The organism is Streptomyces sp. NPDC001903 (assembly GCF_042891345.1).
GTDB lineage: Bacteria > Actinomycetota > Actinomycetes > Streptomycetales > Streptomycetaceae > Streptomyces.
In genome coordinates this window covers 240397-255817 of record NZ_JBIASZ010000002.1, presented here as the reverse complement: position 1 = coordinate 255817, position 15421 = coordinate 240397, and the positions used below count along the sequence as shown (strand labels likewise).

Here is a 15421-nt window from a genome sequence, read left to right as displayed (position 1 = left end):
GGGGCAGCGCACCGCCGCCCCCTCGCCTCCCTGGCGCCCGCGCTGCACCAGTGGCTCGCACCATGGCGTTGCCCCAGCCGCACCGCACAGCGCCGGGGATCGCTTTCGGCCTCGACACCGGCACGCCCGATCCACCCCCCGACGCCCGCTTCGTCCCAGCCCCTTTGGCGAAGCGTCACACGACCGGGCAGGCCGAGTACGACTTTCGGGTAACCCGCCACGAGCGGAAAGACGGACGTGACCGACGGCGGCTCCGGACGACGATACGGGTGTTCGAACGGAACCGGCCGACACTCATCTCGGCCTTCTCGACCCGGAAAGAATGGCCATGACTCTCGACAAGCCCTACATCAGCGAGCACTTTTCCCCCGTCACCGACGAGATCACGGGCCGTGAACTGCGGGTGCGGGGCACTCTCCCGCCCGAGCTGAACGGCCGCTACTTCCGCAACGGCCACAACCCCAAGCCGGGTGTCACCCCCACCCACTGGTTCCGGGGCGAGGGCATGCTCCACGGCATCCGGCTCAAGGACGGCCGCGCCGAGTGGTACCGCAACCGCTGGGTGAAGACCCCCTTCCTGGACGGCGTCCCCTTCACCGGGACCGAACTCGAAGTCAGCGCCGCCGCCACCAACATCATCTTCCACGGCGGTCGCTACCTGGCACTCCAGGAGGCCAACCTGCCCTGGGAGGTCAGCGCCGACCTCGACACGATCGGCGTGTACGACTTCGGCGGCAAGCTCACCAGCGCGATGACCGCCCACCCGAAGGAGGATCCGGAGACCGGTGAGCTGCACTTCTTCAGCTACAGCCCCTTCCCGCCGCACCTGACCCACTACGTGGCCGACGCTTCCGGCGCCATCGTCAGGTCGCAGATCGTCGAGGGCGCCGGCCCGTCGCTCATGCACGACTTCGCCATCACCCGCGAGCACGTCGTCTTCATCGACTCGCCGGTGGTCTTCGACCACGCGGAGCAGTCCGGCATCCCCTACCGCTGGCACGACGACGTCCCGCTGCGCATCGGCGTGCTCCCGCGCGCCGGAGGCAGGACCACCTGGTTCGAGGTGCCTGACCAGGCCGTGCTGCTGCACGTCGCCAACGCCTACACCGACGCACGAGGCCGGATCGTCCTCGAAGCACCCCGCTTCGACCGTTCCGCCTGGGAGAGCTCGTGGAAGTGGTGGGTCGGAGCTCCCGGCTACGGCACCACCCCCAACGCCGGCTCGACCTTCCACCGCTGGGTCATCGACCCCGCCACCGGCACGGTCACCACCGAATCCCTCAACGACCTGGTCACCGAGTTCCCCGCGATCAACGACGCCCACACCGGTGCGGACTACCGCTACAGCTACGCCATCGCCTTCCCCGGCGCGGGCCTGTCGGGCTACCACACCGCCAAGCTCGACTCACGCACCGGCGAGCAGCGGCTGTTCGCGCACGGCGAGGGCCGGATGCCCGGCGAAGCCGTCTTCGCACCCGCCGAGGGCGGGACCGCCGAGGACGACGGCTACCTGCTCACCATCGTCAGCGACGTCAAAGCCGACACCTCGGAACTCCTCGTCCTGGACGCGGGCGACCTGAGCACCGTCGCCGCCGTCGAACTTCCCCGCAGGGTGCCCGCCGGCATCCACGGCCACTGGATCCCCGACACCGAACTGCCCTCCTGACCGCTCCGCCGGACCTTCGTCCCCCTTCCCCCCTTCCCCCGCCCCGAGCCACCGGGGCCGCCGTCCGTCTCACCGGCGGCCCCGGTCCCCACACCCCCATGGACCGGACCAGCATGAACCACCGATTCTTCCGGGGCGGTCCGCCCGCCCACCGCCCTACCCTCCGCCGTGGTGCCGTACTGGCCGCGCTGGCCGCGAGCCAGTTCGCCGTCATGCTCGCCACCTCCATCGTCAACGTGGCGCTCCCTCAGATCCGTACCGGGGTCGGCCTCTCGGACACCGGAACCACGTGGGTGGTCAACGCCTACGGCCTGGCATTCGGGGCATTGCTCCTGGCGGGCGGCCGAGCGGCCGACCTCCTCGGCCGGCGCCGCGTCCTGATCGCGGGCCTGGCCCTGTTCGCCGGGGCCTCACTGGCGGCAGGACTGGCCGCCACCCCGGGCGTGCTGATCGCGGCCCGCGCCGCTCAGGGGGTCGGCGCCGCAGCCACCGCCCCGGCCGCGCTCGCCCTGGCAATGCAGCAGTTCCCCTCGGGCGCCGGACGCGGCAAAGCACTCGGCGTATGGGGAGCGGTATCCGGCGCAGGAGGAGCGGGCGGCGTCCTGCTGGGCGGAGTGCTGACCCAGGCGTGGGGCTGGCCCTGGATCTTCCACACCGTCGCACTCGGATCGGCACTGGTCCTGGCCGCGGTGGCCGCTCTCGTGCCGGCCGCGGACGCACGTCAGTCCGGACGGTTCGACCTGCTGGGCACCACCGCCGTCACCCTCGCCCTGACCTGCCTGGTCTGGGCACTGACCACCGCGCGCGGCGCCGGTTGGACGGACGCCCGGGTGCTCGCCGCCCTCGGCGCTGCCATCGCGCTGCTCGCCGGCTTCGCCGTGATCGAGCTGCGCCGCCCCGATGCCCTGATACCGCCGAGGCTGTTCACCACAGGCCGGGTCGCCGCCGGCAACCTGCTGATGGCACTGCTCGGTTCCGTATGGATCGCCCTGTTCTTCTTCCTCCCGCTCTACCAGCAACAGGTCCTCGGATCCGGCCCCTTGGCCACCGGCGCCGGTCAGCTCCCGCTCGCCGCCGCGAACATGTACGGCTCCACCCTCGCGCCGCGCCTGTCCCGCCGCTTCGGTGCCACCGCGACCGTGACCGGCGCCCTGCTCGCCGAGGCCGCCGGACTGCTGTGGCTGTCCCGGATCAGCTCCGACGGCAGCTACCTCGCCGACATCCTCGGCCCGAGCATCCTGGTGGGGCTCGGCCTCAGCATCGCCTTCGTCCAGCTCACCGCCTTAGCCGTCGAAGGCGTCCCGCCACAGGACGTGGGCCTGGCCGGGGCACTGGTGAACACCACCCGCCAGGTCGGCGGCGCCATCGGACTCGCCGCCCTCGCAACCCTGGCCGGCTCGGTCACCACACACGCCGCGCTGCACGAACCGCACGTGGAGGCACTCACCGCCGGTTACCGGACCGCGTTCACCGTCTCGGCCGCGGTGCTGGCCTCCACGGCCCTCCTCGCTCTTCTCCTCACACGCCGCACCGGCCCACGGACCACCATCGACGCCCCCCGGCCCACCCTCCCGGGCACCACCCTCAACGACGCCCAACCCCAGGGCTGAACAACCACCGGACCACCGATCACCACCCCACAAGGAACAGTGACATGACAAGAACCCGCACGTACGCCGCCTGGACCGCAGCCGTGACCGCCCTGCTGGCCACCGCCGCCACCACCGCATTCGCCCAGCCGCAAGAGGGCGCCCCCCAGCCCTCCACGAGCGGCATCGCCTGGCACGCCTGCGCCGACACCGACTTCAAGAACATGGAGTGCGGAACGATGAGCGTGCCGGTCGACTGGTCCCACCCCGACGCCGACAGGCTCACCCTCGCCATGGTCCGCAGACCCGCCGACGACAAGGCCCACCGCCAGGGAACCCTGCTGCTCAACGACGGCGCCGGCGGCTCCTCGATCGAACAACTGCGCCTGGCGATGCACGCCGGACTGCCCGCCATCGGCGGGGACATGACCCGGAAGTTCGACATCGTCGCGGTGGACCCGCGAGGCATCGGACACAGCAGCCCGATCCTGTGCGCGGAGGCCCCCAAGCCCGCCGGAGTCAGCCACTTCCCCAAGGACCAGGCGGCCTACGACACGCTCGTCCGCCACAACCAGGCCTTCGCCGCGGACTGTCTGCGCCGCAACGGCCCCCTCGTCAAGCACGTCGACCTGACCAGCACCGCCAAGGACTTCGAAGCGGTACGCATCGGACTCGGCGAGCGCCAGGTCAACTGGTACGGCATCCACTACAGCACCCTCCTCGGCCGCACCTACGCCAAGCTCTACCCGGGCAGACTGCGCACCATGGTCCTCGACACCGCGCTCGACGACACCACGTCGCCGCTCGAGCGGGTCAAGGCGGAGGCGGCCACCGCCGAGACGGCCTTCAACCGCTTCGTCGCCTGGTGCCAGGCCTCGAAGGACTGCGCTCTGCACGGCAAGGACGTCGCGGCCGAGTACGACGCCCTCGTCGCCGGCGCCGACCGCGACCCCATCCCGACCAAGGGAAGGGCCCACGAGCCGCTGACCGGTGAGGACATCCGGGAGGCCACTCAGGACTACTTGAACGTCTCCTTCCTCACCTGGCCGGAGCTGGCCAACGCCATCGTCAGGGCCACGGAGAAGAAGGATGCGGCCGACTTCACCAAGGGCCCGGACACCACGGACTTCACCCACGACCCGGACGACACCCTCGACCAGGTCCAGGTACAGGTGCCCGCCTGCCTCGACAACGCACGACCGGTGCGCACCCTCGCCCAGCTCGCCGGCCTGCAGAACGAACTCGCCCGCATCTCCCCGCACCTGGGCGGGGCCGTACGCTCGTACAAGGCCCTCGCCGGCTGCCTCGGCTGGCCCGCACCGGCACAGCCGGTCAAGGCCGGCGCCCCGGTCCACGGCGCGCCGCCCGCGCTGATCGTCCAGTCCACCCACCAGGCCCTCGCCCCGCACAGCGCCGGTCCGGCCATGGCGGCCCAGCTGCCGGGCAGCGTCGTCCTCAGCCGGGAAGGCGACGACTACAGCATGTTCCTGGTCTCCAAGTGCGTCCAGGACGCGACCAACCGCTACCTCACCACCCGCACGCTGCCCGCGCCCGGCACCACCTGCACCGACTGAGTCCCGTACTCCACCACTCCCCGGCGAGACGAATCGGCGGCCTGGCTCATTCACACCTGATGAGCCGGGCCGCCGATCGCGCTGTCTCCACAACTGCGCGCCCCTTTGCGGTGTACGGTGCTCCCGCCCTGGCCGAACGGCCTCTGAAAAGTTCAGGCCGCCACGTCACGCAGACGTCTTTGGCAGGCGCTCACCCTCCGACAACGCGGCCCGGTTCGGCGACCCAGGCGGGACAGTCATCCCGGACGGGCTGTGGCTGGTGGTGGCTTCTTCGTGAGCGGGGCTTTGCCTCGTTCAGGGAGTCGTCCTGCCGCCGGTGACGGGTCCTTCCGGTTCGGGTGACTGCGGTCCCTGGACGTAGGCCGCGAAGAATCGGTCCACCCGTGGGTCGTCGGCGGAGGTGACGGACAGCTGACGGCCCCAGGCGGTCAGCTTGACCGGTGCGTCCTGGCCGGGAACCGGACTCATCATGCGATAGGGCATGCCCGCGACCTTCTTCGTGAGTGCGTCCACCACTCGCTGTGGTACGTACCGGGCGTACGTCACCCATACGACGCCGTGTTCCAGGGAGTGCACGGCGTGCTCGTTGCGCAGCGGCTGGTCGTACACGTCGCCGTTCGCGTTCTGCCAGGTCGGGTGATGCGGGCCGCCCACGGGCGGGGTCGGGCCGCTGGAATAGTCCACCGGCTCCAGCACGTGGTGACGCTGCGGGATGTCGTAGACCTGTTCGCCCGGGATGTTGACTTTGCCGGAGTGGATGCTCCTTGCGGCCGCGCGGGTGGTGTGGGGTTCTTCGTGAGCCGAGGCGATCGCCGTGGCGCCGACGATCACGGCGCCGGCCGCCACGGCCGTGGTCACTGCCGCCAGCCGCCGCTTGAGCCGTGCAGTCCGAGCCGCCTCGTCCCTCGGCCCACCGATCGATGACGACGCGTTCCATTTCTGATTCTGTGTCATAGCCGGAATGTACGCGGGAGAAGAGACCGGTATCGGGCACCTTGGAATGGATGTCGCCTATAAGGTGACGTGCGAATGTTCGAGCGTGGCGACGAAGGCCGGACGTCATTGTTCGGGGCGGCGGTGTTCAGCTGCTGTGGCGGTCCCATGCCTCGCGGACTTGGAAGGGGATTCGTCCGTGGGCAGGGACGCAGTAGCCGTTGGCCCGGGCCCATGCGCGGATGGCGGCTGTGTCGACCGGGGGCTGGTCGGGGATCGGTTCGGGTTTCCACAGGACCGGGTGTGAGGGAGTGAAGGACGGGCCGCCCGCGAGGAGGTCGCGGGGGAACTGGGGGACCTTGGTCTGCCCGCTGAGCACGGAGGCGAGGAAGTCGGCGAGGGTGCCGTCGAAGGTGAACCATTGCGGGCCGCGGGCTTCGTTGACCGCGATCCGCCAGCGGTCGGGTTCCTGGACGGGGTCGGTGATCCAGAAGATGTGTTCACCGTTGTCGGTGCCGCCGATGGCGAAGAGCCGTCCCGGGTCGTAGGGGACGGGGTGGGTGCCTTGGTCGAAGTCCTTGCGCAGGTATGCGCGGATACGGGCCGGCATGGGGCCCGTGAGGTTGACGAACTCGGTCGGCCCGTGGGGGTGGTAGATGTGGATGTAGGTACAGAAGGCGCCGGGGCCGTAGTGATCCGCGAGCTGCTTGTAGTCGGTGGGCAGTGTCATACCGAGGGCGGATTCGACGTGCTCCCAGGCGATGTGCATGGCCGGGCTGGGAGCCGGGCAGATCCGGGTGAGGGCGCTCAGGTCGGTCACGGGGTGCCTCGGCGGCGTCGCTGCTGGGCCGCGTGGTCGGGTCGGGTCGGGGAAGTCGGTGTCCAGTTGGAAGCCGTTTCTGCCGTCGGCTGCCCTGTGGATCCGTGCGGGCACGGAATCCGCCAGATCGTCGGTGAGGGATGGCCCGTCGGCTCAGGAATCAAGCACGGCGGCGATGGCTTCGATCTCCACGAGCTGGCCGTCATAGCCGAGCACGGTGACACCCATCAATGTGCTGGGCACGTCGTGGTCACCGAACGCGTCCCGGACGACCTCCCACGCCGTCACCAGGTCCTCCCGCCGGTGAGAGGCAACGAGAACACGGGTGCTGATGACATCGTGCAGTGACGCGCCCGAGTCCGTCAGAGCGGTCCGCATGTTCTCCACAGCCCTGGCCGCCTGCCCCGCGACGTCCCCGATCGCCGCAGTGGAGCCATCCTCATTCAGAGGACATGCTCCGGCCAGGAAGATCAGCCGTGACTCGGCCGGGGCCGTGGCCGCGTAGGCGTACTCCGCAACATCGGACAGGGAGGCAGAGCGAATCAATGTGACAGCACGCGGCACGGGCTTCCTTCCGCAGCAGTTCCGGGACACTCAGGACCTTCTCAAAGAGCGACTCCACATTCGACTCATTTCCTGGCCCGTCGACTCACGGGATGGCCACTGCCGCGAGTGACGGGAAGGGCGCAGAGGGGGAGCGCCGACCGCCTCCCACAGTGGAGGGGCGGACAGCTGCGGACAGGGGTGGACAGCCATCGTCTCCGTGTGGCCTGGCAGGTGGACAGCGGTCCGTCGGAATCTTGGATCACGCCGGAGAGCGCACCACGAAGGTGGCGCCGAGGGCCCGAGCGAACGTGCTCGCCAAGGACCGAGAAGCGCACATCGTCGCTTCACATCATGGGAGATTCCGATGAAGCAGCTGCTGTTCCCGAACAACATCCAGTTCTGGTACGAGACCCTGCGGTCGATGAGCCACATCGCTTATGGCGGTGCGGACTTCGGCGAGGTGGTCTCCACCGGTGAGCGGATCATCGAGGGTGACTACGACAGCTGGTACGTCGAGTGGATGGCTACCGCGGACCGTGTGTCGCAGGAGGCGCAGGAGGCGCTGGCGGCCGGTCACCGCATCAGTGCCCGTGACGGTTTCCTGCGCGCCTCGAACTACTACCGTTCGGCGGAGTTCTTCCTGCACGGTCACCCCTGCGACCCGCGCCACGACTACGCCTACGACCGCTCGGTGGCCTGCTTCAAGGCGGCGGCGGAGCTGTTCACCCCGGCCATCGAGCCGGTCGAGATCCCCTACGAGGACACGACCCTGCCCGGCTACTTCTACCGGGTCGACGACTCGGGGACGCCCCGGCCGACGCTGATCATGCACAACGGTTTCGACGGCACCGCGGAGGAGCTGCACTTCTTCGGGGCGATGGCCGCTGTCGAGCGCGGTTACAACGTGCTGACATTCGACGGCCCCGGCATGCCGGGCCCGCGTCACCACCAGGGCCTGGTCTTCCGCCCGGACTGGGAGAACGTGATCACGCCCGTGGTGGACTTCGCAGAGACCCTTCCCGAGGTCGACGACAGTCGTATCGCGCTCCTCGGCGTCAGCATGGGCGGCATCCTCGCCCCCCGGGCTGCCGCCTTCGAGCACCGCCTGGCCGCGCTGATCGCCGTGGACGGTCTCTACGACCTCGGCCAGACCGTCGTACGCAACGTTCCCGGCACCCGCGAGGAGGCCGAACGGCTCCTGCGCGCCGAGTCCGCTCCGGAAATCGACGCCGCCTTCGAGCAGGCCATGACCAAGGACCCGATCGCGCGCTGGGCGATCAACCACGGCATGTACGTCATGGGCGTGGAAACCCCCCGCGCCTTCAACGCCTCCTACCTGGACTACACCCTCGCCGGGGGGATCGCCGAGCGGATCCAGTGCCCCACCCTCGTGTGCGACGCCGAGGAGGACATGTTCTTCAAGGGCCAGCCCGAGCAGCTCTACGACCACCTGACCTGCCCCAGGACCCTCATGCTGTTCACCACGGAGGAAGGCGCCGGCGCGCACTGCCACCCCGGTGCGATGCGCCTGTCCATCGCCCGCATCTACGACTGGCTCGACGACACCCTCGCTGCCGCAGCCTGACCTGCCGTGGAAGCCCGGGTGCCCCGCACGACCGCCGTCGCCGGAGACGGCGGGTCGGGTCGGGTGGGGGAGTTGTTGGTGAGGATCGTGCCGCATGGGCCGCGCCGAGGCGCCGCCCCGCCATCATCCGCGGCTGGGCCGCGGTTGCCTAGGCTCATGAGCCGGGACGCCCGAAAGGGCGTCCCGGCCGGCCGGGAGGCGTCCAAGGCGTCTCCAAGGTGCTGTTGGACAAGCCCGCGACCAGCGAAGACGCCCCGCCCAGGTCCAAAGGCAACACAGGCCGTGCGTCGCGTTCGGCTCCCGCGGCACCAGGAGCTCACGCCACCAGCGGCAACCGTCAGCCAGGGCTTCTCCCCGATCGCAAACCTGATCGACCGAAGCCGACTTCTCCGGCAGGATCCCCTCAGCACTGCCCCAAGACGCTGAGGAGCCCCTGTGATCACGCAAGGAGTACAGGTCACCGGCCGGTGCAGTGCATGCGGAGGAACGACGACCTGCGACGTCGGCCAGTTCTTCCACCGCGGCATGCTCTGCTGGGGCACCGAAGGACGATGCGCGGACTGCCCGAATGGGTGGTGCGAGCAGGACAGTGGGCCCGTCACGCCCGAGCACATTCGGCAGGCCTTGCTGCAAGCGCACGGGCCCACGCGGCTTCGCCTCTCTGGAGACGTGCCGAGCATCGTTCCCGTGTTGCAAGCCCTCCGCGGTGCGCGGGCACTGTCCCCGGGCGAGGCCAGAGCGCAGGCCGCGGAACTCGCCGAGACCGGTCTCATCGGTACGCTCGTCGAGATGGAGATCCTGGCGCTTCACCTACACGGACGAGCCATCACGGTGACCGTTGAAGCAGTGGCGTAACCCTGTCGGGACCGCACCTGTTGCGGCCCGACACCGGCACTGAGAACTCTTTCCTCGCGTTACCCGAGGGAAGGCGCCCTGCAGCACTGTGCCGCATCCTTCCGGGATCCTCGCTGCCCAGGCCGCGGGGCTATCTGGTGCCTGCTTGTGGCGTCCGTGTGCTGCTGTGTGTCGGCGGGACTGCCGGGTCGGCGAAACGGTTCACTACAGGTGCCGCTCGCCGAGAGGAACCCGCTCTTGAGTACCTCGTACCCGTACCCCGCCCCTCGTTCGCGACCTGGGCTTTTCCCGGTCCGGACCGTGAAGCGCTGGTCTATTGACTGCGCCAGGCGGGATTTCTGCTCGTGGGTCCAAGTGCCCTTGCAGATCCGCGTCTCACGGCGACATGACCTTGGCACCGACCGGGTCGGGAGATCGCGTTGGGGCCGGAAGTACAAGATTGGCAGGGCCTACCGGTTCCTGACGCGGGTGGGGTATTCCTGAAAGGCGCCCCCGATCGGGGCGTTGCCCCCTGGAAGGACACGTGCCGTGGACGGCTGGTATGTGGATGAGCGCTGCTTCAACTGCGATGTCGCACGACAGCTCGCACCCGATCTGATCGGCGAGGCTGCTGGAAGGTCCCAGATCCTGCGCCCGCCGCGAGATGAAAAGGAAACACGGGACTTACACGCAGCCGTCTTCGCCTGCCCCACCCGTTCGATCCGGCCCTCCTCCGGGCGGCCGGACCAGCGACTCGACCCCTTTCCGATGGCCTTGGACAGCGGCGTGCTGCTGTGTGGGCACAACTCGAAACACACGGCCGGGGCCAATTCCTACTTGCTTCTGCGGCCTTCCCGTACGGTCATGATGATCGACACACCGCGCTGGAGCCGTGAACTCGCCGAACGTTACGCGGCAGTGGGTCCGATCACCGACGTCCTGCTCACCCACCGCGATCACGCTGCACACGGCCGCCGCTACGCGGACCATTTCGGCGCCAGGTTGTGGATCCACGAGGGCGACCTCGATGCGGCGCCGGACGCGGACGAGGTGATCCGGGGCCTCGAGCCTCTGGAGATCGGTGAGGGAGTCATCGCCCACCCGCTGCCCGGCCACACTCAGGGCAGCGTGCTCTACCTCGCGGACGACCGGTACTGCTTCAGCGGGGACAGCTTCTACTGGTCACGCACCACCGGCGATCTGGAAGTCGCGGACAGTGTGACCTGGTACTCCATTGAGGAATTGGCGATCTCACTGGCCAGGACGGCCGGACGGCTCCGGTTCGAATGGCTTCTGCCGGGCCACGGCGATCGCCGCCGGCTGTCCGCCGACGAGATGTCACGGCGCTTGAGGACACTGGCAGAGCGCACCCGCCAGCTGCAGCCTCGCCCGGTTGACTTCACCGCCGTTCGCTGGTGAAGGGACCGACCGACCAGAGGAGCGCCTCACGACACCGGCCACAGTGTCTCAATCCGGAGTCTCGGTGGAGAGAAGCCATCGAACGTGCTGCCGATATCGGGCCGGTGGGAATCCGCTCTGCCAGGAGCGCCGGGCCCGGCTTGTGGACTCACAGCTGAAGCCGGCCGTCGCCCGGCTGGACCAGCTCGAGGGGCTCTGCATCCGCTACGAATGACGCGCGGATCTGCACCAGGGCCTGCTCGAACTGGCCTGCAGCCTCACATGCCTTCACCGTCTCCGAACTTCATTCTGAAAGATCAGTGAGGGGCGGCATGCCGGAGGCGCCGGCAGGGTGGCAAAGTCGATTCCCGTCCTTGGGGGCTGAACTCAGGGAACGTTGAAGGTGATGTTCACCGAACCGTCCCCGTCCGGCGCCTCCGTGAGGGTGAGAGTCCCATCCGCTGCCTCGAAGACTCTCACCAAGATCCTGCCGTTGTCCTCGCCGGGAAACACCATGGAGAAGTAGGGGTCCATCTCCATGAGGAAGTCCCAACCCTCGCGCTGGGTCGTGTCGAGGGCATTGGCATGCCGACCGGTTGCCCGCCACGCGCCGACCGCGTCGACAGCGACGGTGATGTCGATGTCGTACTTCTCAAGGCACATGGCGTGATTGGCCCACCATTCGAGGCGGGCCTGACCCACGAATCGATCCATGCGCACACTATGCACGGCGCCCAGACCGGACGGGCAAGTCCGTGCGGCTGCCGGCCGCCGCAGGTCAGGCTGTGAGACAGAGTCGCATGGGCAAGCCGGACAGGCCCTCGCCTCAACCGGCTGCACCGCATGTGCCTTCGCTGCCTCCGGATCTCATCCTGAAAGCATCAGTTGGGGAGATGCGGGGCAAGTCGCAGCCACTCGTCCTTCGTAAGATCGCCCCGCCTCATGACCAACACAATGGTCCACGCGAGGCGATCACATGATCCACCGGACAAGACCTGGAGGAAGCCGGCTGGGCGGCGGGGAGCAAGCCCGTCAGGGAGTTCGTCCATCAGGGGTGTGAAGGGAGCGCGGTGTCACCGCATCCCGTTCCGTGAGGTGGCTGTCCATGGTGGTGTTCAGGTCGGTCATGAACGCTTCGACCTGTTCCAGGAATCGGGGCGGGTAGTGCGACATCGCGGCGTCGAGGCGGTGGGCGAGCGGGCCGAAGAACTCGTCCGCCCGTTCCTGGATGTGCCCGCCGCTGCGCAGCGTGACGATGCGCCGGTCGGAGTGCTCCCGGGCCCGCGTGATGTGCCCCGCCGCTTCGAGACGGTTCAGCAGTGCGGTGGTGGCACCCGTGGACAGGGAGATCCGCTCGCTGAGCCGCGCCGGTGACAGGGGGGTGCCACGCTCCTCGGCGGCGGCGATTTCCAGGACCGCGGTCGCATCCGTGGAGTGCAGGCCCAGCCAGGCGGCGAAGCGCCGGCTGAGCTCGGCGTAGTGGCCGCCGTAGATCCTCAGCGACTCCATCAGCTGCTCGCGCTGCTCCGCGACACCGTCGCGCACTGCTTCGTCCATGCCTCCGCCCTTCTCTCCTGTCATGGGGTCCCCACGCTCATCCCGCTTTGACAACCTACCGCCATCAATTTACCTTCATCGTGGAATTACTTCACCATGGAGGTATCTGGCGTGCGTGACCCGTCCCCCATCCCTGACGAGACGACCGAGCCCTACCGCGGGCGGTGGCTGATCCTGGCGGTGATGATCGTGGCCGAGATCATGGATCTCCTGGACGCCTCGATCGTCAACGTCGCCGGGCCGGACCTGGAGAAGTCCCTCGGTGCAGGTTCCGTCGGACTGCAGTGGGCGATCGGCGGCTATGCCCTCACCCTGGGCGCCGGTCTGGTGCTCGGCGGCCGGCTCGGCGACCGATACGGCCGGCGCCGGATGTTCCTGGTGGGACTCGCGGCCTTCACCGCGACCTCGCTGCTGTGCGCGGTCGCGCCGAACATCGAGTCGCTGATCGCCTTCCGCCTGCTGCAGGGCACCGCCGGAGCGATGCTGCTGCCCCAAGGCCTGGGTCTGCTGCGGGAGAACTTCTCCGGCCCCGAGCTCACCAAGGTCTTCGCGATCTTCGGACCCGTCCTCGGTCTGGGCGGCATCATCGGCCCGGTCCTGGGCGGCTTCCTCATCGAGGGCGACTTCTTCGGCCTGGGCTGGCGGTCGGTATTCCTGATCAACCTGCCCATCGGCATCGCGGCACTGATCGCCGCCGCAAGGTTCGTGCCCAAGAAGGCGGGCGACCGCACGGTACGGGTCGACATGACCGGCGCCGCCCTGGTCGTGATCTCATGCGCTCTGTTGGTGCTGCCGCTGAACCAAGGGCAGGAGGAGGACTGGCCGCTGTGGACGTGGCTGTCCATGGCAGGCTCGGTGATCGGTTTCGCTCTCTTCGCCCTTCAGCAGCGCCGCATGGCCGTCGCGGGCCGCGAGCCGCTGGTGACCCCGGGCCTGCTGCGCAAGCCGGCCTTCACCGTCGGGCTCGGCGGCATCGCCCTGTTCTTCGGCGGCCTCATCGGCACCCAGCTCGTGCTGACCCTGTTCCTCCAGATCGGCCGGCACTTCACCGCCGGTGAGGCCGGACTGGGCAACCTGCCCCTCGCGGTGGGAACCGCGATCGGCGGCGCGGTGAGCGGCGCCTTCCTCGCGGACAAGATCGGCCGCAAGGTGCTGCAGATCGGACCGCTGGTCCAGCTGGCCGGCGCGGCCGTGCTGTGGTTCGAGCTCGACGGCCTTGATACCGCCGCGTTCTCGATCTGGGACGTCGTTCCCGGCGTGGCGGTGGCGGGCGTCGGCGCCGGCATGGTGATCGCCGCCCTGTTCAGCTTCATCCTGGCCGCGGTCGACGACGACGAGATCGGATCCGCCTCCGGTGTCCTGTCGGCCGTCCAGGCTGTCGGCGGTTCCATCGGCGTCGCGGTCTTCGGGTCGGTCTTCTTCGCCCAGGCCAAGAGCGGTGACTTCACCGGCGGATTCCACCGCGCGTTGATCGTCCAGGCCTGCCTGCTGGTGGCCTTCCTAGTGATCACCTTCCTGCTTCCCAAGAAGGGCCGCCCCGACGACGAGCAGCACGGCATCATCACCGAGGCGACGGCCGGCGGCTCCGGCACCAAGCAGCACCTCACCGTCTGAGCCCCGGCCGGGGACCGTGCACGACAAGCGGCCCCGGCCGGCCCGAACGGACCGCGCACCGAGGCGCCCCGAATGCGAGGAGGATCGGCGTCGGCTGCCCGACCAGGGACAGCGATCCGCAAACGCAGCCGGAGGCCCGATCTTGTGTCACCGCTCGTAGCAGACTTCTTCGCGTACCTGCTCAGATCGGTCAACGGCGCACCCGGTAGCGCAGGTGAAGGACCCGGTTGCCCTGAATCACCACGTCAGGATCATCCAACAGGTGCTGCGCGTGGACCGACCCGAAGTAGCGCTTGCCGGACCCGAACACGACGGGCACGACGTCCATGCGCACCTCGTCGATCAGGCCCGCGGCAAGCACCTGGCCACCGACGTCGCCGGCGGCGACCTCGACCAGGCGGTCACCCGCAAGCTCCTGCGCCTTGGCCACGGCTGCCTCGACGCCGTCGACGAAGTGAAACGGCGCCTCGGGGTCCCAGCCCGCGGGCCCTGGCCGGTGCGACACGACGACGACGTGGTCGATCCCGCCCGGCGGCTTCCCGTCCCAGCCGTCCGTCAGGTCGAAGACGTGGCGGCCGACGATCGTGACTGCGATCTGGTCCCAGTACGGCCGGATGTAGTCGTAGGACGTCTGCGACACCTTCAGCACGCCGCTCTCGTCCAACGGAACGTCCCCGCTGGACAACCAGTCGAACAGCGGTCCGGGCTGGTCATCCTCGTCCGCGACGAAGCCGTCCACCGACACCGAGCTGTACATGACCACCTTGCCCACGGGGCTCTCCTCCGCTCTGGGATGCCCCAAATTAGCGTGTCGTGAGCTGTCGCTCCGGTAGGAAATCAATCGGCCTGGCAGTGGCCGGCCGTCCAGCGAGTGGCCGGGATGTCCGCGCAGGAACGGTCGCCGGACTTCAACGTTCCGGGTCGGCGTGAGCCCGGTGAACGCCCCGAACTCGTGGCCGAAGTGGCCCTGGTCGAAGCAGCCTGCGCCGCCTGCGAGGTCGCCCCACGGCATCCGTGGCCAGGTCTATTGCGGTCACGATATATGTGCGGTTGAAACGAGATATCGAGCCGCCCACGTCCTGTAATCCCAGGTGCACGCGCGCGCCTCCACCACCCTCCTTGAGAAAATGGGCGTCGGTGATGGTCTCCGCACCCGTTTCGTGCGGATCGTCATCCTCCGCTCCGTTCTCCCGTGCGGCCAGGATCAGGTCGACGTGCGCGGGCCAGACGGCTGTCCCCGTCCCCCGCATCCGGCTCGCACCGGGGCTCGCCTCCGGGGCGAACCCGGTATGGACGCGGCACGAG

At 68.8% G+C, this 15421-nt stretch carries 12 protein-coding genes and 1 pseudogene; 7 read left to right on the top strand and 6 right to left on the bottom strand.

Annotated features, from left to right (window positions below; all coding sequences use genetic code 11):
* Window positions 1-328: 328 nt before the first annotated feature.
* From ACFYZS_RS04750 to ACFYZS_RS04740, 3 genes are all read left to right on the top strand, one after another.
* Window positions 329-1666 (top strand): carotenoid oxygenase family protein, encoded by a 1338-nt coding sequence (locus tag ACFYZS_RS04750; RefSeq protein WP_389006857.1) that lies wholly within the window; start codon window positions 329-331, stop codon window positions 1664-1666.
* A 113-nt stretch (window positions 1667-1779) separates the two neighbouring features.
* Complete coding sequence (locus ACFYZS_RS04745; RefSeq protein ID WP_389006855.1) at window positions 1780-3276, top strand: MFS transporter; 1497 nt, start codon at window positions 1780-1782, stop codon at window positions 3274-3276.
* Window positions 3277-3320: 44 nt separating this feature from the next.
* Complete coding sequence (locus ACFYZS_RS04740) at window positions 3321-4829, top strand: alpha/beta fold hydrolase (protein ID WP_389006852.1); 1509 nt, start codon at window positions 3321-3323, stop codon at window positions 4827-4829.
* A gap of 294 nt (window positions 4830-5123) precedes the next feature.
* Here the strand turns inward: ACFYZS_RS04740 and ACFYZS_RS04735 are convergent, their stop codons facing one another.
* From ACFYZS_RS04735 to ACFYZS_RS04725, 3 genes are all read right to left on the bottom strand, one after another.
* Complete coding sequence (locus ACFYZS_RS04735; RefSeq protein ID WP_389006850.1) at window positions 5124-5783, bottom strand: DUF3105 domain-containing protein; 660 nt, start codon at window positions 5781-5783, stop codon at window positions 5124-5126.
* Window positions 5784-5910: 127 nt separating this feature from the next.
* The gene (locus tag ACFYZS_RS04730) at window positions 5911-6582 is read right to left on the bottom strand and encodes an SMI1/KNR4 family protein (protein WP_389006847.1); all 672 of its coding nucleotides are present in this window, start codon (window positions 6580-6582) and stop codon (window positions 5911-5913) included.
* Between the two features lie 153 nt (window positions 6583-6735).
* The gene (locus ACFYZS_RS04725; RefSeq protein WP_373040821.1) at window positions 6736-7146 is read right to left on the bottom strand and encodes a RidA family protein; all 411 of its coding nucleotides are present in this window, start codon (window positions 7144-7146) and stop codon (window positions 6736-6738) included.
* Between the two features lie 346 nt (window positions 7147-7492).
* Here ACFYZS_RS04725 and ACFYZS_RS04720 point away from each other — a divergent pair, with 346 nt between their 5' ends.
* The 3 genes and pseudogenes from ACFYZS_RS04720 to ACFYZS_RS04710 form a co-directional block, all read left to right on the top strand.
* Window positions 7493-8713 (top strand): alpha/beta hydrolase family protein, encoded by a 1221-nt coding sequence (locus ACFYZS_RS04720; protein ID WP_389006845.1) that lies wholly within the window; start codon window positions 7493-7495, stop codon window positions 8711-8713.
* Window positions 8714-10096: 1383 nt separating this feature from the next.
* A complete protein-coding gene (locus ACFYZS_RS04715; protein WP_389006842.1) occupies window positions 10097-10966 on the top strand; it encodes an MBL fold metallo-hydrolase in 870 nt (289 codons plus the stop codon).
* 163 nt (window positions 10967-11129) lie between these two features.
* Window positions 11130-11258: pseudogene (locus ACFYZS_RS04710) on the top strand (IS5/IS1182 family transposase); the annotation flags it as partial.
* 74 nt (window positions 11259-11332) lie between these two features.
* Here the strand turns inward: ACFYZS_RS04710 and ACFYZS_RS04705 are convergent.
* Both ACFYZS_RS04705 and ACFYZS_RS04700 read right to left on the bottom strand, forming a co-directional pair.
* On the bottom strand, window positions 11333-11659 hold the full coding sequence (locus tag ACFYZS_RS04705; protein WP_389006840.1) for a hypothetical protein: 327 nt from the start codon (window positions 11657-11659) through the stop codon (window positions 11333-11335).
* A gap of 318 nt (window positions 11660-11977) precedes the next feature.
* Window positions 11978-12502, bottom strand: coding sequence for a MarR family winged helix-turn-helix transcriptional regulator (locus ACFYZS_RS04700; protein ID WP_389006838.1), 525 nt, complete (start codon window positions 12500-12502; stop codon window positions 11978-11980).
* Between the two features lie 96 nt (window positions 12503-12598).
* Here ACFYZS_RS04700 and ACFYZS_RS04695 point away from each other — a divergent pair, with 96 nt between their 5' ends.
* Entirely contained in the window at window positions 12599-14116 is a 1518-nt protein-coding gene (locus tag ACFYZS_RS04695) for an MFS transporter (RefSeq protein ID WP_389006836.1), read from the top strand.
* 190 nt (window positions 14117-14306) lie between these two features.
* Here the strand turns inward: ACFYZS_RS04695 and ACFYZS_RS04690 are convergent, their stop codons facing one another.
* Window positions 14307-14888 carry a dihydrofolate reductase family protein gene (locus ACFYZS_RS04690; protein ID WP_389006833.1) on the bottom strand — a complete coding sequence of 194 codons (582 nt, stop codon included), beginning with the start codon at window positions 14886-14888 and terminating at the stop codon, window positions 14307-14309.
* Window positions 14889-15421: the final 533 nt, after the last annotated feature.